An 18,707-nucleotide genomic window follows, 5' to 3' on the forward strand; every position below is an offset into this window, starting at 1 on the left:
GTGCCGGAGGACGTCCGGCACCGCCCTTTCTATCGGGGCAGGCGCAGCCCGGACATCCCGCCGTCGACGGCCAGTGACATCCCGGTGGTGGCCCCGGACGACGGGCTCGCCAGATAGACGATCGCCGCGGCCACCTCGTCGGCGGTGACCAGCCGGCCGGTCGGCTGACGGGCGGCCAGCCGGGCCTTCTCGCCCGCCGGGTCGTCGGTCCGTGCCAGTAGCCGCGCCACCCACGGGGTGTCGACGGTTCCCGGTGCCACACAGCACACCCGGATCCCGTCGCCGACCAGGTCCGCCGCCATCGCCAGGGTGAGGGCGTGCACCGCGCCCTTCGACGCGGAATACAGTGCCCGCTGCACCAGGCCGGCCGTCGCCGCGATCGACGACAGGTTCACGATCACCGGGTGCGCGCTGCGCCGCAGGTACGGCAGGGCGGCCCGGCTGGCCCGGGCCACCCCGGTGACGTTCACGTCGAGGACACGCGTCCACTCCGCGTCGTCGTTGCCCTCCACCGGGCCGACCGCGCTGATCCCGGCACTGTTGATCAGGATGTCGATGCCGCCGAACCGGTCGGCCAGCTCGGCCATCGCGGCGTTCAGCGAGGACGCGTCGCTGACGTCGGCCCGGATGGCGAAACCGGGGGAGTGGCCCGGGTCCAGGTCGAGGATGCCGACCTCGGCGCCGGCGGTGGCGAGCCGGGCTGCGGTGGCGGCGCCGATGCCCGAGCCGCCGCCGGTGATCGCCGCTGTCAGGCCTTTCAGCTCCATGCCTCTCCTTCGGGGAACGCGTACCGCTTCAGGGACTCCGGGCGCATCTCGGTGGAGAAACCGGGCCGGGTGGGCGCGCGGTAGACACCGCCCTCGACGACGACCGGGTCGACGAAATGGTCGTGCAGGTGGTCGACGTACTCGATGACCCGGTCCTGGAGGCTTCCGGAGACGGCGACGTAGTCGAAGAAGGACAGGTGCTGGACCGCCTCGCAGAGTCCGACGCCGCCGGCGTGCGGGCAGACCGGCTTGCCGAACTTGGCGGCCAGCAGCAGGATCGCGATGTTCTCGTTGACGCCGGCCACCCGGCAGGCGTCGAGTTGGACGAAGTCGACGGCGTCGGCCTGCAGCAGTTGTTTGAAGACGACCCGGTTGGCGACGTGTTCGCCGGTCGCGACCCGGATGCCGGCCGGCTGGAGGGCGCGGCGGATGGCGGCGTGGCCGAGGATGTCGTCGGGGCTGGTCGGTTCCTCGATCCACCACGGGTCGTACGGGGCGAGCGCGGTCATCCAGTCGACGGCCTGCCCGACGTCCCAGCGCTGGTTGGCGTCGACGGCGATCCGGATGCCGGGGCCGACGGCTTCGCGGGCCCGGGCGAAACGGCGGATGTCGTCGTCGAGGTCGGCGCCGACCTTCAGTTTGATCTGCCGGAATCCGTCGTCGACGGCCTGCCGTGCGAGCCGGGTGACCTTCTCGTCGTCGTAGCCGAGCCAGCCGGCGGACGTGGTGTAGGCCGGGTACCCGACCTCTCGGATTCGTCGGATCCGTTCTCTGCGGCCGGAGGCGGCGGCGGTGAGGAGGTCGCGAGCCTCGTCCGGAGTCAGCGCGTCGGACAGGTAACGCCAATCAACCAAGTCGACAAGTTGATCGGGCGACATTTCCGATAAATGCTCCCAAAGCGGCAGTCCGGCGCGTCGTGCGGACAGGTCCCAGGCGGCGTTGACCAGGGCGGCCGCCGCCAGGTGCATGACGCCCTTCTCCGGCCCGAGCCAGCGGATCTGGGAATCGTGCACGAGCCGCCGATAGAAGTCGCCCAGGTCTGACAGATCCGCGTTCACGACCATCGGAGCCAGCGCGTCCAGGGCGGCCCGGACCACCTCGTTCCCCCGCCCGATGGTGAACGTGAACCCGTGCCCCTCAACCCCGTCATCGTCCTCGACCACCACGTAGGCCGCCGAGTAGTCCGGATCCGGGTTCATCGCGTCCGACCCGTCCAGCTCCCGCGAGGTGGGGAACCGGACGTCATGGGTGCGGATCCTCATCCCGCCACCACGCTGCGCTGCCGGCCGAGCCCGTCGATCTCCAACTCCACGACGTCCCCCGCCTTCAGATAGGGGAACCGTCCGGACAACGCGACGCCTTCCGGCGTACCCGTGTTGATCAGATCTCCGGGGTCGAGAACGGTGAACTGGGACAGATGCCAGATCAGGAAACCCACGTCGAAGATCATGTCGGCGGTCGTGGAGTCCTGCCGGGGCGAGCCGTCGACCCACGACCGCAGGCGCAGCGGGAACGTGACCTCGTCCGGGCTGACCAGCCACGGCCCGAGCGGGTTGAACGTCTCGCACGACTTGCCCTTGGACCACTGTCCGCCGGACCGCTCCAGCTGGAAGTCCCGTTCGGACACATCGTTGGAGATCACGTACCCGGCGACGTGGTCCAGGGCCTCCTCCGGCGAGGACAGGTACCGGGTCCGCTTCCCGATCACCACACCCAGTTCCACTTCCCAGTCGGTACGCACCGCGTCGCGCGGCAGCACGATGTCGTCCTCCGGCCCGACGATCGTGTTCGGCGCCTTGTAGAAGAGGATCGGCTCCTTGGGCGGCGTGGCCCCCGACTCGGCCGCGTGTGCCGCGTAGTTCTGCCCGATGCAGAGCACCGCGCCCGGCCGGGCGATCGGCGGGCCGATCCGGCTGCCGTCCACCCCGGCCGGAGGCAGACTGTCCGGGTCGCCGTGGAAGCCGCCCCCGGCGAGGAAGGCGGCGTCGATGTCGGGGGTGACGGCCGACAGGTCGCGCAGTACCCCGTCGGCGTACAGCACCGGGCGTTCCTCGCCGGGCGGTCCGACGCGCAGATATCTCACAGGGGCTCCAATCCGTAGACCCGGGTGGCGGTGTCCCCGAAGACCGCCGCGGGGCGGCCGCCGAGAATCTCGGTCAGGGCGTCGATGACCTGCTCGTACGTGGCGACCAGTTCGCACACCGGCCAGTCGGAGCCGAACATCAGCCGGTCCGGCCCGAACAACTCCAGCGCGGTCTGGACCCAGGGGCGCAGCGCGTCGGCGGTCCAGTCCGGTCCGGCCTCGGTGACCAGGCCGGACAGCTTGGCGGTCACGTTCGGGCACTCAGCGATCGGGGCGATCATCGACCGCCAGACGGCGAGACCGTCCGGGTCGGCGATCGGTGGTTTGCCCAGGTGATCGAGGACGAAGCGCGCGTCGGTGAGTGCGGCGGCGGCGCGTGCCACCGAGGGCAGTTGGGGTGTCCGCACGACCAGTTCGTTGACCAGTCCGGCGGCGGCGACGGTGGCGAGTCCGGGATGCAGGTGATCCAGGAGGTCGTCGGGCCCGGCCTGGACCTGATCGCGGATGCCGACGAGCCATTCACTGTCCGGCAATGCTGATATATCGGATAAATCCGATAGTGACGCCCACCCGACCACTCCCGCAATCGCCGGAGTCGCGGCCGCCAACGACAGGAACCAAGCCGTCTCCGCCGACTCGCACCGCCCACCCTCGACCAGGATCGAAGCGTCCACCCCGGAGGCCGCCAGATGGGGGAGCAGATCGTCCACCCCGTAGTCGCGGCGAATGGGCTCCAACGACGGATCGGCCAGCCACGCGTAGTCCGCCGTCCAGAAATGCTGATGCGCGTCGACGATCACGGCACCGGAACCTCCGGGTCGAGCAGCCACGCCCCGACGAGATCCCGCCAGAGCTTGTCCGGGATCTCCACCGCCGCCATCGCCGCCGCGTCCGCCGCCTCGGCCGGGGACCGCATCCCGATCAGCACCGACGCCACCGCCGGATGCGCGAGCGGGAACTGCAGTGCCGCCGCCCGCAACGGCACCCCGTGCCGCGAGCAGATCCGGGCCATCGCCTGCGCCCGGGCGAGCACCCGCGACGACGCCGGCCGGTAGTCGAACGTCGCCCCCGGCACCGGCGCCGCCAGCACCCCGGAGTTGTAGACCCCGCCGACGATCACCGAGATGCCCCGCCGCTCGCACTCCGGCAGCAGGTCGGCCAGCCCGGACTGGTCCAGCAGCGAATAGCGCCCGGCCAGCAGGAAACAGTCGAACTGCCCGGTCCGTGCGAACTCGGTCAGCATCGCCGACTGGTTCATCCCGGCGGAGACCGCGCCGATCGTGCCCTCGCGGCGCATCGCGGCCAGCGCCGGAAGCGCGCCGGCGACCACCTCGGCGTAGTGCTCGTCCGGGTCGTGCAGGTGCAGCACGTCGACCCGGTCCAGGCCCAGGCGCTCCAGGCTCTCGGCGTGCGAGGCACGGACGCCCTCGGCGGAGAAGTCCCAGGCGGTGACCGTGCGGGTCGGCTCGGCCCACATCCCGGACGGGTCGTGGGACCCGGCGACCAGCCGCCGCCCGACCTTGGTGGCCAGCGTGTAGTCGCCGCGGTCCCGCCCGCGCAGTGCGGCCCCGGCCCGCCGCTCGGACAGCCCCGCGCCGTAGAGCGGTGCGGTGTCGAACAGCCGCACCCCCTGCCGCCAGGCCTCGTCGATCGCGGTGACCGCCTCGACGTCGCCGACGGCCGCGTAGAGCCCGCCGATCGGGGCCAGGCCCATGCCGAGCCGGGTCACCGTGACATCGGTGCTGCCCAGCGGCACTCTTGCGAACGGGTCCACGAGCGGCATCCTTTCGTAGATCCTATAGGATCTACGAAACTGTTTAGCGTCTGTCGATGTCTCCGTCAACCCGGGGGTGGTGGCATGTCGGGGCCGATCCGCCGCTCCGTCCTCAGCGACGACGTCCACGAGTCGCTCAAATCCCTGATCCTCGAGCACCGTCTCGCCCCCGAGGAACGCCTCAACATCGACGCCCTCGCCCGCTCACTCGACGTCTCCCCGACCCCGGTCCGCGAGGCCCTGGCCCGCCTGGAGTCCGAGGGTCTGGTCCGCAAACGCCCCCTGGCCGGTTACACGGTCAGCCCGCTGCTCACCCGCGACGAATTCACCGACATGTTCGACATGCGCCTGGTGCTGGAGTGCGCCGCCGCCCGCTGGGCCGCCACCCGCTCCTCCGCCGAGACCCGCGCGGCGCTCGTCACCGAGGCCGCCCTCCCGGTCCCGGTCGACACCACGTCACACACCCTGTTCACGACCATGGACGCCCGCTTCCACGACGCGATAGCCGAGGCCGCCGCGAACCCGCTGCTCCGCGAATCGGTCACCCGCCTGCACGCCCACCTGCACATCCACCGGTTGTATTTTCCCTACACCGAGACCGGCACCACCACGTCCGAGCACCGCGCCCTGGCCGCCGCCATCGCCGCCGCCGACCCCGACGCCGCCGAGGCAACCATGCGCCACCACCTCACCGAGGCCCGCCGCCGGCATTTGAGAGCCTTCGACGGGTACGCGTAAAGCCCCGTCCCGGCTTGCCGACATCCCCCACCCGCCCGTGCTGGCTCGATGCTCGTTCAGCGCGGCTCGTCGGCTGCCAACCGTCGCAGCCATAGCCGACGGCCCGATCGCCTCAGCCGTCGCCCGTGGTCGTTCCCCGTTGCTGGCGGAGCCGTGGACGACGGCTGAGTGACGTCGGGCCGTCACTCACGGTCCGTCCGCGTGCCGAAAACGACCCTGGACGGCGGCTGGGTGACCCTGAGCCGTCGCTGACGGCTGATTTCGGCCTCCCGGGCAGCCGTGATTGACGGCTTGGCCGGCACAGCCGTCGTTCACGGTCCACCTGCGCGCCGAAAACGACCACAGGCGACGGCCGGTGGCTCGGTAATGCCACTCAACTTGAGTCGATCATGATTCTGGCCAGGGGATCTGTCTCTTCCGGGCGCTTCGGACGTCGGCGCAGTTCAGCCACTCGGAGTCCCTGTGACCGCTGCCAAGATCAAACGGAGTGAACCGGACCGCCGTGCACGGTATTTCGCTTGATCAGGCAGCTGTGGCCCACGGCCGGCGACTGCAGGCCGCTGTCAGCGGTTGCTCGGTGTCGCCGAGGAGCCCTGAAGACGCTGGATCGGTTTGCGGACTCGGGCACCGGGCGCCCAACCGGTTCAACGACGACGGGATGCGGGCGGACGGGAGGTCCCTCGAGAAGGCGATCGCCACCCGCGCTGATCCCGGGCCGACGCTCGTCGCGAGACGCCTCGGCGTGGCGGACATCTGGTTGTGGAACGGCGGTTCCGACGTGGTGCAGCCCGGTCAGTGGGTGTGGGCATGGTGCCCGGTCGGGGTGCTGTCCGCATGGTGGTGGGCGTGATGTCCGGCCGGGGCGGGGCTGGTGTGGGCGGGGTCGGTGTGGGCCAGGGCGGCGTGGTGGGTGGGGCCCGGGTGGGTGCTGGGGTCGACGTGGACGGTGGCGGAGAGCAGCCGCGGGATGTCGTGGGTCAGGCGGTGTTCGGCCTCGGCGGCCAGCGCGTGGGCGGCCAGCAGCGACAGGTCGGCGTCGACGACGATGCCGGCCTCGGCGTGCAGGCGGTGGCCGATCCAGCGTAGGCGCAGGTCGGCCACGTCGCGGATGCCGGGCACCGCACGCAGGGCCGCCTCGGCCCGGTCGACCAGGGCGGGGTCGACCCGGTCCATCAGGCGGTGGTGGACCTCGCGGGCGGCGTCCTTCAGGACGAGGGTGATCGCCGCCGTGATCAGGAGGCCGATCACCGGGTCGGCCCAGGTCCAGCCGAGCCAGGCGCCGGCGGCGGCCAGCACGACGGCCAGCGAGGTGAAGCCGTCGGTGCGGGCGTGCAGGCCGTCGGCGACCAGGGCGGCGGAGCCGATGCGGCGGCCGACCCGGATGCGATAGCGGGCGACCAGTTCGTTGCCGGCGAAACCGATGAGGCCGGCGGCGAAGACCCACGGCAGGTGGGTCATGGTCTGCGGGTTGAGCAGGCGGTCGACGGCGAACCAGGCGGAGGCCAGGGCGGACGCGGCGATCACCAGGACGATGACGACGCCGGCCAGGTCCTCGGCGCGGCCGAATCCGTAGGTGTAGGCGCGGGTGGCGGCGCGGCGGCCCAGCCAGAAGGCGACGCCGAGCGGGACGGCGGTCAGGGCGTCGGCGACGTTGTGCACGGTGTCGCCGAGCAGGGCCACCGACCCGGAGAGCGCCACGATCAGGGCCTGGGCGGCAGCGGTCACGCCGAGGACGGCCAGTGAGATCCACAGGGCGCGCATGCCCTCGTCGGAGGCTTCCAGGGCGGTGTCGACCTTGTCGGCGCTGTCGTGGGAGTGTGGCGTGACGAGGTGTCGTAGGCGATGTCCGAGTCCGTCGCCGTGATCATGCCCGTGCGAAGAGTCGTTCACTCGGCCACCATAGGCGACGGACTAGACGTGCGACAACGTGGCAAACGCCAATGAGCTGCAGAAACGTACAATCAGAAAGAGCGTAGGAGGGGCAGTAGGTCTCGACCCTGGCGTTGGATCTCAGGCAGGTACGGGGTGTCGGAGAGGACCAGGTGGCTGATGCCGAGCGCCTGGTACTTGCGCAGGGACGATGCGACGTCCTCGGCCGAGCCGACCAGCCACGTGGTGCCGGCGCCGCCCCCGCCGACCTTGCCGGGCGCGGTGTAGAGGTTGTCGTCGAGGACGTCGCCGCGGGCCGCCAGGTCGAGGAGCCGTTGCTGGCCGACGGCGGTGAAGCGGTTCGGGTCGCGGGCGAATCGGCCCTGGCCCTCGGCCATCAGGGCGACCCGTTCCTCGGCGGCGGCCCACGCCTGTTCGGTGGTGTCCCGGACGACGGTGGTGATCCGCAGGCCGAACTCCAGTGGCGCGTGTTCCCGGCCCAGCCGCGTGCTGAGGGTGCGCAGCCGGTCGATGCGTTCGGCGATGTCGTCGTAGGGTTCGCCCCAGAAGAGCTGCACGTCGGCCTCGGTGGCGGCCACCTCCTCGGCGGCGGGGGAGGCGCCGCCGAAGTAGAGGCGCGGTGGAGCCGCGAGGCGGGGCACGACGGTCGAGCCGGTCACCTGGAAGTGCTCGCCCTGGTAGGTGACGTTCTCTTCGCGCCACAGCTTGCGCACGATCTGGAGGAACTCCCGGGTGCGGCCGTAGCGGGCGGCCTGGTCACCTTCGCTGTCGCCGTACGCGGCCAGGTCGTCCTTTCCGGACACGATGTTGACGAGGACGCGCCCGCCGCTGAGGTGGTGCAGGGTGGCGGCGGCGGAGGCGAAGTTGGCAGGCCGCCAGTACCCGGGGCGGACCGCGATCAGCGGCTGGAAGGTCGTGGTGCGCGCGGTCAGGGCGGTGGCCACGGTGAACGTGTCGGGGCGTCCCCATCCGGTGCCGAGCAGGGCGCCGCCCCAGCCGTGTTCCTCCAGGGCGAGGGCCTGTTCGGTGAGGGTGTCGAGGCTGTTGTGCCCGTCGACGACGTCGTCACCGCGGTGGCCGGGCTGCGCCTGGTTGGGGATGTACCACAGTGGCTTCATTCGGCGTCTCCTATGTCGCAGGTCACATTCTAATCCTACTGTGCCTATAGGGTTTATATTCTAACCCTCTACCAGGCGATCGGGAGAAGCTGATGTCCGACCTTCGTGAATCCATCGAGAGAGCCGAGTCAGGCCGCCGCAAGTGGCCCTGGATATCCGGCGCCGCGGTGCTCGGCGTCCTGCTCGCCGCGGGCATCGGGCTGGCCGTCACCCGCGGCGGCGAGGACTCGGCGTCGGCCGCGTCCGGCGAGCCGGTCCGCGGCGGAACACTGCAGTTCGCGCTGATCGACTACCAGCGCAGCCCCGACCCGCAGTGGGGCACCAACTACGCCGAATCGCTGATCGGCAACAACATCACCGACAAGCTGACCTGGCAGGACCCGGACACCGGCGAGATCACGCCGTGGCTGGCCGAGTCGTGGTCCTACAACACCGACCTGACCGCATTCACCTTCAAGCTCCGCCAGGACGTCACGTTCAGCGACGGGACACCGTTCGACGCGGCGGCGGTCAAGGCCAACTTCGACCAGTACGTGCACGGCGACCAGACGCTCGGCATCAACCCGAACGGCGCGACGCTGCTGCCGGGGTACATCGAGACGCAGACACCGGACGCGTACACCGCGGTGGTCCGCTTCGAGAAGCCCCTGGCCAGTTTCCTGCAGGCGTCGGCGTTCACCGCGAACGCGCAGCCCGGCTTCCTGTCGCTGAACACGCTCAAGCTCAGCGCCGAGCAGCGCACCGACCCGACGAAGGTGATCGGGACCGGGCCGTTCGTCTACGAGTCGTGGGAGGAGCAGGTCAAGACGGTTCTGGTCCGGCGGCAGGGCTATCACTGGTCGCCGCCGTCACTGCGGCACAGCGGTGAGGCGTACCTCGACAGGGTCGTCTTCAACACGATCCCGGAGGCCAGCGTCCGGACCGGGTCACTCACGTCCGGCGCCGTCGACGCCACCCTGGACGTCGGCACCACCGACGAGCAGCCGCTCAAGGACCAGGGCTTCGCGATCGTCTCGCGGAGCGTCTCCGGCACCTCGATCTTCTTCAACCTCAACTCGCAGCTGTTCCCGACCAACGACCTCGCCGTCCGCAAGGCGATCCAGCTCGGCTGGGACCGGTCGGCGGTGGCGAAGACGGTGCTGACCGACTCGTACTCGATCGCCACCTCGGTCCTGAACACGTCGGTGCAGGGGTACGCGGACTACAGCGGCTCGGTGCTCAGGTACGACCCCGATCAGGCGAAGGCGCTGCTGGACCAGGCCGGCTGGGTTCCGGGAACGGACGGGATCCGGGTCAAGGACGGCAAGCGGCTCGAGGTGAAGCTGCTCGGCATCAGCAACCTGGTGGTCAACAAGCCGGCGTACGAGTCGGTGCAGCAGGACCTGCAGAAGATCGGCATCGACCTGCAGTTGACCGTGGTGCCGATCCCGGACTATGCGGCGCAGGTGGCCAAGGCGAAGACGGACTGGAACATCACCGCCGCGAACCGGTCCCGCAACGACCCGGCGGTCCTGAACCTCAGCTACAGCCCGGCGCTCGGCAACGGCTCGTTCCTGGAACAGGGCGTCTCGACCGGCGTCGACGTGGCCGAGGTGACCGACGCGCTCGGCAAGCTGGAGACCACGCTCGACCCGGTGCAGCGGGCCGCGTACGCCAAGACCGCCCAGGACCTGCTGCTGGACAAGTACGCCCTGGTCAGCCCGATCTACAACCCGTCGCAGGTGATCGCGCACGCCGACTACGTGCACGGGATCGTCTTCGACGCCCAGTCCCGCAACCACTTCGTGGACGCCTGGAAGAGCGACGCCGGGAAGAGCGCCGGACGATGACCGGGGTCGCGCGGTACACAGCGCTCAAGGTGGGCCGGGCCTTGTTCGTGGTCTGGGCCGCGTTCACCGTCACGTTCGTCCTGCTGTTCGTCCTCCCGGCCGACCCGGTGGACCTGCTCTTCGACCCCGCCGAACTGAACGCGATCCCGCCGGAGGTCAAGGAGCAGGTCGCCGCGAACTACGGCTTCAACGAGCCGGTGATCCTGCAGTACCTGAACCGGCTCGGGCACGCCCTGACCGGCGACTTCGGCAGCTCGGTCCAGTCCGGCAAACCGGTCACCGGCGCGATTCTCGAGGTGCTGCCCAGCACCCTGGTGCTGGCGTCGGCGGCCCTGGTCCTGGCCACTCTGATCGCGTTCGGGATCGCACTGGCCGCCACCGCCACCCGGCGGACCTGGCTGCGTGACCTGCTGGAGTCGCTGCCCTCCGGTGCGGTCTCGGTGCCGGTGTTCCTCTCCGGGATCCTGGTCCTGCAGGTGTTCTCGTTCCAGCTGGGCTGGTTCCCGGCGTTCGGCGACCAGGGCTGGCGCAGCCTGGTGCTGCCGCTGATCACCCTGGCGATCCCGGTGGCCGGGCCGATCGCGCAACTGCTGGTGCGCAGCTTCACCACCGAGTTCGCCGCCGGATACGTCACCACCGGCTGGGCGAAGGGCGGCACCCGCGGCGGCATCATCGTCCGCGACGTGCTGCGCAACGCCAGCCTGCCCGCGCTGACCATCGCCGGTGTCACCTTCGGCAACCTGATCGCCGGTTCGGTCATCACCGAGACGGTCTTCGCCCGCAGAGGGCTGGGCCGGATGACCCAGACCGCGATCAACACCCTGGACGTGCCGCTGGTCGCCGGGATCGTGGTGCTGGTCGCGGCCACCTTCGCCGTGATCAACCTGATCGTCGACCTGATCTACCCGCTGCTCGACCCGCGGCTGCGGGCGTCGCTGACCGCGGGCGTCGCGCCGTGAGGGCCGGCCGGGTGCTGTCCTGGGCCGTGGTGCTGCTGGCCGTCGGCTGGGCGGTCGCGCCGCACCTGTTCACGTCGTACAGCCCGTTCGCCGGGGACGCCACGGCCAGCTTCGCCCCGCCCAGCGCCGACCACTGGTTCGGCACCGACCGGCTGGGCCGCGACCTGTACGCCCGCAGCGTCTACGGCGCCCGCACCACCCTGACCGCCACCCTGCTCGCGGTGCTGATCGCGTTCGGCGCGGGTGCCGGAGTCGGGCTGATCGCCGGGTTCGCCGGCGGCGTCGTGGACACCGCGATCATGCGGGTGGTCGACGTGTTCCTGGCCATCCCCAGCCTGCTGCTGGCCATGGTGCTGGTCTCGGTCCTGGGCTACTCGACGAACAACATCGCCCTCGCGGTCGGGGTCTCGTCGATCGCCTCGTTCGCCCGGGTGATGCGGTCCCAGGTGCTGACCGTGGTCCACCAGGACTACGTGCGGGCCGCGTACGGCCTGGGCGTCAGCCGTCTCGGCGTGCTGGCCCGGCACGTGGTCCCCAACTCGCTGAGTTCCGTGGTCGCCCTCGCCGCCCTGGAGGTGGGCGCCGGGGTGCTGGCGGTCGCGTCGCTCGGCTTCCTCGGCTACGGGGCTCCCCCTCCGCAGCCGGAGTGGGGGCTGCTGGTCGCCGAGGGCCGCGACTACGTGGCCGTGCACCCGTGGGCGTCGATCCTGCCCGGCCTGGCCCTGGCGACCGTGGTGATCGCCACCCACCGGATCAGCACGTCGTTGCGAAGGGAGAACCGGTGACCGAGTCCCTGCTGGAGATCACCGACCTGGCCGTCGACTACCGCACCGGCCGTCGCACCTGGACACCGGCCGTCGACGGGGTGAGCCTGCACGTCGATCCGGGCGAGTTCGTCTCGCTGGTCGGCGAGTCCGGTTCCGGCAAGACCACCCTGATCCAGGGCGCGCTCGGACTGCTCCCGGTCGCGGCCCGGATCCGCTCCGGCACGGTCGCCTATTCCGGCGTGGACGTGACCGGATTCAACGACCGGCGGATGGCGCTGGTCCGCGGCACCTACGTGGGGTTCGTGCCCCAGGACCCGAACACCTCCCTCAACCCGGTACGCCGAGTCGGGGCACAGGTGCAGGAGGCCGTACCCGAGAAGAAGCGGGAGGCGGCCCTGGAGAGCCTGCGCCTCGCGGGTCTCGAGGATGTCGAACGGGTGTTCCGCAGCTATCCGCACGAGCTGAGCGGCGGCATGAAACAGCGCGCGCTGATCGCGATCGCGCTGGCCGGCCAACCGAAGATCATCGTCGCGGACGAGCCGACCAGCGCCCTGGACGTGACCGTGCAGAAGCGGATCCTGGACCACCTGGTCAGCCTGCGGGAGACGCTCGGCATCGGGATCCTGCTGGTCACCCACGACCTGGGGGTGGCGCAGGACCGGTCGGACCGGATCCTGGTGATGAACAAGGGCCGGATCGTCGACGAGGACCACGAGTACACCCGGCGGCTGTTCGCGGCGAACCCGGCCCGGCAACCCGCCCGGGAACCCCGGCCTGCGGGCGGCCGGGTGGTGCTGCGGGCGACCGGTCTGACCAAGGAGTACGGCACGCTGCGGGCGCTGGACGGCGTCGACCTGGCAGTCCGCGAGGGCACCACGCACGCCGTGGTCGGCGAGTCCGGCGCGGGCAAGTCGACGCTGGCGGGCATCCTGGCCGGTTTCGCGAAGCCCGGCGCCGGGACGGTGCACGTCGGTGACCGGGAGCTGACCGGACTGAACCGCAAGCAGCTGCGCGAGGTGCGCCGGGATCTGCAGTACGTCTTCCAGAACCCGTTCACCTCCCTGGACCCACGGTTCACGGTCCGCAGGCTGATCGCCGAACCGCTGCGGGCATACCAGCTGCCGGCCGGTGACCGGGTGACCGAGCTGCTGGCGGCGGTGTCACTGGACGAGAGCTTCCTGGACCGGCTCCCGGCCCAGCTCTCCGGCGGCCAGCGGCAGCGGGTCGCCATCGCCCGCGCCCTGGCGCTGCGGCCGAAGATCCTGGTGCTCGACGAGGCGGTCAGCGCCCTGGACGTGTCGGTGCAGGACCAGATCCTGAAACTGCTCACCCGCCTGCAGGACGAGCGGGGCCTCAGCTACGTCTTCGTCACCCACGACCTGGGCGTGGTCCGGCTGGTCGCCGACGACGTGACGGTGATGAAGGACGGCGCGGTGGTCGAGAACGGCCCCGCAGCCTGCGTGCTGCGCGACCCGGAACACGACTACACCCGCCACCTGCTGGACGCGATCCCCGGCGTGAAGCTTTAAGGAGCGACCGTGCTGCACATCAACGTCAACATCCTCAACGCCGGAGTCTTCGGCGGGTCCTGGCGGTTCCCCGGCACCGACCCGGCCGGCAGCTTCACCGTCGAGCATTACACCGCGATCGCCCGCAAGGCGGAGCAGGCCAGACTGGACGCGGTGTTCCTCGCCGACGGTCCGGTCCTGGACCCGGGCATCCGGCACCGGCCGGGACAGAACCTGGAACCGACCACGGTCCTCGCGCGGATCGCGGCGCAGACCGAACGGATCGGGCTGATCGGGACGCTGTCGTCGTCGTACAACGATCCGGCCGAACTGGCCCGGCGCACCGGTGACCTGGACTTCGTCAGCGGCGGCCGGTTCGGGTGGAACGTGGTCACCACGGCCGGCCCGGCCGCAGCCCGCAACTTCGGCCGGACCAGCGAGCCGGAGCACGCGTTCCGCTACCAGCGGGCCGCGGTCGTCACCGGGCAGGTGGTGGACGCCTGGAAATCCCGGCGCGAGCTGGCCTCCCCGCAGGGCCGGCCGGTGGTCGTGCAGGCCGGCGGCTCCACCGACGGACGGCGGCTGGCCAGCCAGGTCGGCGAGGTGATCTTCTCCGCCGACCAGGACCTGGAACACGCCCGCCGGTTCCGGGCCGAGATCCGGGACGGGGCCGCGGCGTTCGGCCGCCGGCCCGAGGAGATCGTGGTCCTGCCGGGCCTGTCCACCGTGGTGGGTTCCACCGAGGCCGAGGCGCGGGCCCGGCGCGAGCTCCTCGACGAGCTCCTTCCGGATGCGTACGCCCGCCGGCGCCTCGCCGGCCAGTTGGGCATCTCCCTCGACGGCCTCTCCGACGACGAGCCGATCCCGGACGAACTGCTCGTCGACCCGGACGAGGCGGGCGGCTCGCAGACCTTCTACCGGGTGGTCAAGTCGATCATCGACCGGGACCGGCCCACGCTCGGGCAGCTGCTCAAACGGCTCTCCGGCGGCGGCGGTCACCGGATCGTGGCCGGCACCCCGGAGCAGATCGCCGACGACATCGAGACCTGGCACCGGGCCGGCGCCGCCGACGGCTTCAACGTGATGCCGGACGTGCTGCCGTCGGGCTTCGACGACTTCGCCGACCACGTGATCCCCGAACTGCAGCGCCGCGGCCTGTTCCGCACCGAGTACGAGGGCGCCACCCTGCGCTCGCATCTCGGGCTGCCCGCCAACCAGGAGGTGCCGTCATGAGTGTGCCCGTGCAGATCGCTCTGTCCGTCGGGGGAGCGGGACTGGTGTCGCCGGCCGACGCGGTCCGGATCGCCGCAGCCGCCGAAGCGGCAGGGGTCGTGGCCCTGCGACTGACCGACACCGGCGCCGCGCTCGACCCGACGGTCGTCGCGGCATACCTCGCCGGGATCCACGGCGGCATCGGTTACCTGCCGGAGTTGCCGACCACCGGGAACGCGCCGTTCAACGCGGCACGCCGGATCCTGTCGCTGGACCGGGCCACCGGCGGCCGGGCCGGGGTGGTGCTGCGCCCGGGACGCGGGGACGCGGTGAGCGAGCTGACCGCCCCCGAACCCGGCCTGACCGACCCGGTACGCCGCTGGGGCGAGTACGCCCACATCCTCACCCGTCTCTGGGAGTCGTTCCCCCGCGAGGCCCTGATCGGCGACCGCGACGCCGGGGTGCTCGTCGACGACGCGCTGATCCGGCCGATCGGCCACGAGGGCGCCCACTACCGGGTCGCCGGCCCGCTGGACGGCCCGTCGTCGGTGCAGGGCCGCCCGGTCCTCGTCGCCGATCTGGGCGTGCTCGACCTGGCGACGGTCGCCGCGGTCGCCGACGTGGTGGTGGTCGACCTTGCGCACGCCGCGGAAGCGGACGCGGCGCTGCGCACGGCCGGCCGTGCCCGCGACGACATCACGCTGATCGGCCGGGTCACCGAGATTCCGGACCCGGCGTGGCGCGGGCCGCTCGACGGCTTCGAGCTGGCGGTGACCGGCGGCGCCGACGAGATACTGGCGGCGATCGCGGCCCTGGAACCACGGCCACCCGCGGACACCCTGCGCGGCGCGTACCAGACGGTGGCGGCATGACCCCGGCCGGCATCCGCGCCGCGATCGCCCCGATCCTGGCCCGCCTCCAGGACAGCGCGGCCTCCCGCGAGCAGAAACGCGACTACGCCTTCGACGACGTCCGGGAACTCGCCGGCCGGCGGATCACGCTGACCGGCATCGCGACGGCCGACGGCGGCGCGGGCGGCACGGTCCGCGACATCGCCGAGCTGATCATCGCGATCGCCCGGGCCGACTCCAGCGTCGCCCAGGCGCTGCGATCCAGCTTCCTCACCGCCAACCAGGTGGCCACCCGGCCGGACCTGCCGCACCGGGACGTCACCCTGGCCCGGCTGCGGGCCGGCGACCTGTTCGCCGGAAGCGGCAACGAACGCAGCGGCGGCGCCAGCGGCACGGTGCACACCACGCTGCGCCGCGACGGCGAGGCCGGTGGCTGGGTGATCGACGGCGAGAAGTACTACTCGACCGGTGGGCTCTACGCCTCCTGGTTCAGCGGATCGGCGAAGACCGAGGACGGCAAGCTCTACGGCTTCACGGTCCCGGTCGACCGGGAGGGCGTCCAGCGCCTCGACGACTTCGACGCGGTCGGCCAGCGGCTCACCGCCAGCGGAACCACCCGGCTGTGGAACGTCCGGGTGTCCGACGACGAGATCGTGTACCGCGACGACTCGATCGTGGAGAACCCGTGGCTCGGGTCGTTCGCGCAGCTCTACCTGGCGGCGGTGCAGGCCGGGATCGCCGCGGCGGCGCTCGACGACGCGGTCCGGTTCACCCGGGAACGGGCCCGCCCGATCAAGCACAGTTCGGCGGAGAAGAGCGTCGACGACCCCTACGTGCGGCAGACGGTGGGGGAGATCTCGGCGCGCAGCCATGCGGCCCGGTCGGTGGTCCTTCTCGCTGCCGAGGAGCTTCATCGCGTACGCGACAAGCACGGTGACGAAGCGCGGGCCGCGGGGGCCGCAGCGTCGGTGACCGTCGCGCAGACCGGCGTGATCGCCATCGAGAGTGCCCTGCGCGCCGCCGAGCTGCTGTTCGACGTGGCCGGCGGATCGATCACCGACCGGGAACTCGGTTTCGACCGGCACTGGCGCAACGCCCGCACCGCCGCCAACCACAACCCGCGGCAGTGGAAGGCGTCGGTCGCCGGCGCCCACCTGCTGACCGGGCAGGAACCGCCCACCACCGGCCTCTTCTGAAAGGGCTTCTTGTGACCGCACGGGTATTGGGACGCACCGGGGTACTGATCTCCCCGCTCACCCTCGGCGCGATGAATTTCGGTCGCCACCAGGACGAGGACACCAGCATCGGGATCATCCACGCGGCTCTGGACGCGGGGATCACCGCTATCGACACCGCCGACGTGTACGAGCAGGGCGAGTCGGAACGGATCGTCGGCCGCGCCCTGCAGGGCCGCCGCGACGACGTCTTCCTGGCGACGAAGTTCCACGGGAGGATCGGTGACGACCCACGGCACGCCGGGAACTCGCGGCGCTGGATCACCCGGGCGGTGGAGGGTTCGCTGCGCCGCCTCGGCACCGACCATATCGACCTCTACCAGGCACACCGGCCGGACCCGGACACGGATCTGCTGGAGACGCTGCGGACCTTGGACGGGCTGGTCCGGTCCGGGAAGATCCTCTACTACGGCACCTCGGTGTTCCCGGCGCATCAACAGGTCGAGGCCCACTTCCTCGCCTCGCAACACGGACTGATCGCGCCGCACACCCAGCAGCTGCCCTACTCATTGCTGGTCCGCTCCGCCGAACGTGAGGTCTTCCCGGTCGTCCGGAAGTACGGCGTCGGCGTCCTCGGCTACGGGCCCCTCGCCGCCGGCTGGCTGTCCGGGAAGTACCGCCTCGGCGCCGCACAGCCGGAATCGGCCCGCGCCGACCTGATCCCCGGCCGGTTCGACATCGGCGCCGACCACAACCAGCGCAAACTCGCCGCCGCGGACGCGCTCGCCGCGCTGGCCGAGGAGAACGGTCTCAGCCTGATCGAGCTGGCGGTGGCGTTCGCGCTGAACCACCCGGCGGTCAGCAGCGTGATCATCGGGCCGCGGACGGCCGAGCATCTGGACGCCTACGTCAAGGCGTCGCAGGTCGTCCTCGACGCCGCCGTCCTGGACCGGATCGACGCGATCGTCGACCCGGGCACGCACTTCCTCGAACGCGACACCGGCGTGGACACGCCGTCCCTGCAAGCCTCTTCTCTCAGGAGGACCGCTTAGATGACCACGATTCCGTTCCGCCGCTCCGGACGTTCCGGGCTCGACCTGCCGGTGTTCTCGTTCGGGCTGTGGCAGAAGTTCGGCACCGACCACGCGTACGACACCCAGCGGGCCATCCTGCTGCGCGCCTTCGACCTGGGCATCGTGCACTTCGACAACGCCGACCGGTACGGGCCGCCGCACCGGGCCGCCCAGCAGGTCTTCGGCAAGGTGCTGCGCCGCGACCTCGCCCGTCACCGCGACGAGATCGTCCTGTCGACCAAGGCCGGCAACCCGATCGGGACCAGCCCGTACCAGCAGGGCGGGTCCCGCAAGTCGCTGCTCGGCTCGCTCGACCAGAGCCTGCGCGACCTGTCGGTGGACTACGTGGACGTGTTCTACCACCATCGGGCCGACCCGAGCACCCCGCTGGAGGAGACGGTCAGCGCCCTGGCCGGCGCGGTCACCAGCGGCAAGGCGCTCTACGTCGGCGTCTCCAACTACCCGGCGACCCGGGCCCGGGAGGTGGCGAAACTGCTGCGCGAGGCGGGGGTGCCGCTGCTGGTCCACCAGCCCCGGTACTCGATCTTCGACCGGACGCCGGAGACCAGCGGACTCCTCGACGCCGCCGACGAGGAGGGCTTCGGCCTGGTGGTGTACTCGCCGCTGGCCCAGGGACTGCTCACCGACAAGTACCTCGACGGCATCCCGGCCGGAGCGCGCGCGACCGCCAGTGACTTCCTGAAACCGGAGGTCATCGACGACACGTACCGTCGACGGGCCCGCGCCCTGAACGAGCTGGCCACGCGCCGCGGCCAGTCCCTCGCCCAGCTCGCGCTGCAGTGGGTCCTGCACCGCCCGCAGGTGACGTCGGCGCTGATCGGGGCCAGCTCGGTCGCCCAGCTCGACCACAACGTCCAGGCCCTCGACTTCGACCCGCTGTCCGAAACGGATCTGGCGGTCATCGACGAGCACGGTGTGCACGGCACCGGGCTGAGGATCTGA

General features: G+C 71.1%; 17 protein-coding genes. 10 read left to right on the forward strand and 7 right to left on the reverse strand.

Translation table 11 applies throughout. The features are described 5' to 3' along the window. Window positions 1-29: 29 nt before the first annotated feature. From WH85_RS00750 to WH85_RS00770, 5 genes are read right to left on the reverse strand one after another with little or no spacing between them, the layout of a single operon-like run. Entirely contained in the window at window positions 30-767 is a 738-nt protein-coding gene (locus tag WH85_RS00750) for an SDR family NAD(P)-dependent oxidoreductase (protein ID WP_045739621.1), read from the reverse strand. Then, window positions 758-2,029, reverse strand: a complete 1,272-nt coding sequence (locus WH85_RS00755; RefSeq protein ID WP_045739622.1) for an enolase C-terminal domain-like protein — start codon at window positions 2,027-2,029, stop codon at window positions 758-760. The genes WH85_RS00750 and WH85_RS00755 overlap by 10 nt, the downstream gene beginning before the upstream one ends. Further along, window positions 2,026-2,850 (reverse strand): fumarylacetoacetate hydrolase family protein, encoded by an 825-nt coding sequence (locus WH85_RS00760; RefSeq protein WP_045739623.1) that lies wholly within the window; start codon window positions 2,848-2,850, stop codon window positions 2,026-2,028. The genes WH85_RS00755 and WH85_RS00760 overlap by 4 nt, the downstream gene beginning before the upstream one ends. Continuing rightward, on the reverse strand, window positions 2,847-3,650 hold the full coding sequence (locus tag WH85_RS00765; RefSeq protein ID WP_045739624.1) for an amidohydrolase family protein: 804 nt from the start codon (window positions 3,648-3,650) through the stop codon (window positions 2,847-2,849). The genes WH85_RS00760 and WH85_RS00765 overlap by 4 nt, the downstream gene beginning before the upstream one ends. Continuing rightward, window positions 3,647-4,624, reverse strand: a complete 978-nt coding sequence (locus tag WH85_RS00770; RefSeq protein WP_245673761.1) for an aldo/keto reductase — start codon at window positions 4,622-4,624, stop codon at window positions 3,647-3,649. The genes WH85_RS00765 and WH85_RS00770 overlap by 4 nt, the downstream gene beginning before the upstream one ends. 84 nt (window positions 4,625-4,708) lie before the next feature. Between WH85_RS00770 and WH85_RS00775 the strand changes: the two genes are divergently transcribed. Further along, window positions 4,709-5,362, forward strand: coding sequence for a GntR family transcriptional regulator (locus WH85_RS00775; protein WP_045739626.1), 654 nt, complete (start codon window positions 4,709-4,711; stop codon window positions 5,360-5,362). 792 nt (window positions 5,363-6,154) lie between these two features. Here WH85_RS00775 and WH85_RS00780 read toward each other — a convergent pair. Then, window positions 6,155-7,252, reverse strand: a complete 1,098-nt coding sequence (locus tag WH85_RS00780; protein ID WP_083448682.1) for a cation diffusion facilitator family transporter — start codon at window positions 7,250-7,252, stop codon at window positions 6,155-6,157. 71 nt (window positions 7,253-7,323) lie between these two features. Next, window positions 7,324-8,370, reverse strand: coding sequence for an LLM class flavin-dependent oxidoreductase (locus tag WH85_RS00785; protein WP_045739627.1), 1,047 nt, complete (start codon window positions 8,368-8,370; stop codon window positions 7,324-7,326). A 92-nt stretch (window positions 8,371-8,462) separates the two neighbouring features. Between WH85_RS00785 and WH85_RS00790 the strand changes: the two genes are divergently transcribed. The 9 genes from WH85_RS00790 to WH85_RS00830 are packed head-to-tail and all read left to right on the forward strand — an operon-like array spanning window position 8,463 to window position 18,707. After that, window positions 8,463-10,199 (forward strand): ABC transporter substrate-binding protein, encoded by a 1,737-nt coding sequence (locus WH85_RS00790; RefSeq protein ID WP_052720044.1) that lies wholly within the window; start codon window positions 8,463-8,465, stop codon window positions 10,197-10,199. After that, the gene (locus WH85_RS00795; protein WP_045739628.1) at window positions 10,196-11,158 is read left to right on the forward strand and encodes an ABC transporter permease; all 963 of its coding nucleotides are present in this window, start codon (window positions 10,196-10,198) and stop codon (window positions 11,156-11,158) included. The genes WH85_RS00790 and WH85_RS00795 overlap by 4 nt, the downstream gene beginning before the upstream one ends. Next, a complete protein-coding gene (locus tag WH85_RS00800) occupies window positions 11,155-11,943 on the forward strand; it encodes an ABC transporter permease (protein WP_045739629.1) in 789 nt (262 codons plus the stop codon). The genes WH85_RS00795 and WH85_RS00800 overlap by 4 nt, the downstream gene beginning before the upstream one ends. Beyond that, entirely contained in the window at window positions 11,940-13,454 is a 1,515-nt protein-coding gene (gene nikE / locus WH85_RS00805) for a nickel ABC transporter ATP-binding protein NikE (RefSeq protein WP_045739630.1), read from the forward strand. Before WH85_RS00800 ends, nikE begins: the two co-directional genes overlap by 4 nt. A 9-nt stretch (window positions 13,455-13,463) precedes the next feature. Beyond that, window positions 13,464-14,666 (forward strand): LLM class flavin-dependent oxidoreductase, encoded by a 1,203-nt coding sequence (locus tag WH85_RS00810; protein WP_045739631.1) that lies wholly within the window; start codon window positions 13,464-13,466, stop codon window positions 14,664-14,666. Beyond that, on the forward strand, window positions 14,663-15,517 hold the full coding sequence (locus tag WH85_RS00815; protein ID WP_045739632.1) for an LLM class flavin-dependent oxidoreductase: 855 nt from the start codon (window positions 14,663-14,665) through the stop codon (window positions 15,515-15,517). Before WH85_RS00810 ends, WH85_RS00815 begins: the two co-directional genes overlap by 4 nt. Further along, complete coding sequence (locus WH85_RS00820; RefSeq protein ID WP_045739633.1) at window positions 15,514-16,692, forward strand: acyl-CoA dehydrogenase family protein; 1,179 nt, start codon at window positions 15,514-15,516, stop codon at window positions 16,690-16,692. The genes WH85_RS00815 and WH85_RS00820 overlap by 4 nt, the downstream gene beginning before the upstream one ends. A gap of 11 nt (window positions 16,693-16,703) precedes the next feature. Beyond that, on the forward strand, window positions 16,704-17,723 hold the full coding sequence (locus WH85_RS00825) for an aldo/keto reductase (RefSeq protein ID WP_045739634.1): 1,020 nt from the start codon (window positions 16,704-16,706) through the stop codon (window positions 17,721-17,723). Beyond that, window positions 17,724-18,707 carry an aldo/keto reductase gene (locus WH85_RS00830; RefSeq protein WP_045739635.1) on the forward strand — a complete coding sequence of 328 codons (984 nt, stop codon included), beginning with the start codon at window positions 17,724-17,726 and terminating at the stop codon, window positions 18,705-18,707.

It is taken from the genome of Actinoplanes rectilineatus, assembly GCF_000962825.1.
Classification (GTDB): domain Bacteria; phylum Actinomycetota; class Actinomycetes; order Mycobacteriales; family Micromonosporaceae; genus Actinoplanes; species Actinoplanes rectilineatus.

Coding starts and splice junctions, on each gene's coding strand:
- WH85_RS00775 (WP_045739626.1), top strand. CDS start 4,709: ATGTCGGGGCCGATCCGCCGCTCCGTCCTCAGCGACGACGTCCACGAG.
- WH85_RS00795 (WP_045739628.1), top strand. CDS start 10,196: ATGACCGGGGTCGCGCGGTACACAGCGCTCAAGGTGGGCCGGGCCTTG.
- WH85_RS00750 (WP_045739621.1), bottom strand. CDS start 767: ATGGAGCTGAAAGGCCTGACAGCGGCGATCACCGGCGGCGGCTCGGGC.
- WH85_RS00790 (WP_052720044.1), top strand. CDS start 8,463: ATGTCCGACCTTCGTGAATCCATCGAGAGAGCCGAGTCAGGCCGCCGC.
- WH85_RS00820 (WP_045739633.1), top strand. CDS start 15,514: ATGACCCCGGCCGGCATCCGCGCCGCGATCGCCCCGATCCTGGCCCGC.
- WH85_RS00830 (WP_045739635.1), top strand. CDS start 17,724: ATGACCACGATTCCGTTCCGCCGCTCCGGACGTTCCGGGCTCGACCTG.
- WH85_RS00755 (WP_045739622.1), bottom strand. CDS start 2,029: ATGAGGATCCGCACCCATGACGTCCGGTTCCCCACCTCGCGGGAGCTG.
- WH85_RS00815 (WP_045739632.1), top strand. CDS start 14,663: ATGAGTGTGCCCGTGCAGATCGCTCTGTCCGTCGGGGGAGCGGGACTG.
- WH85_RS00785 (WP_045739627.1), bottom strand. CDS start 8,370: ATGAAGCCACTGTGGTACATCCCCAACCAGGCGCAGCCCGGCCACCGC.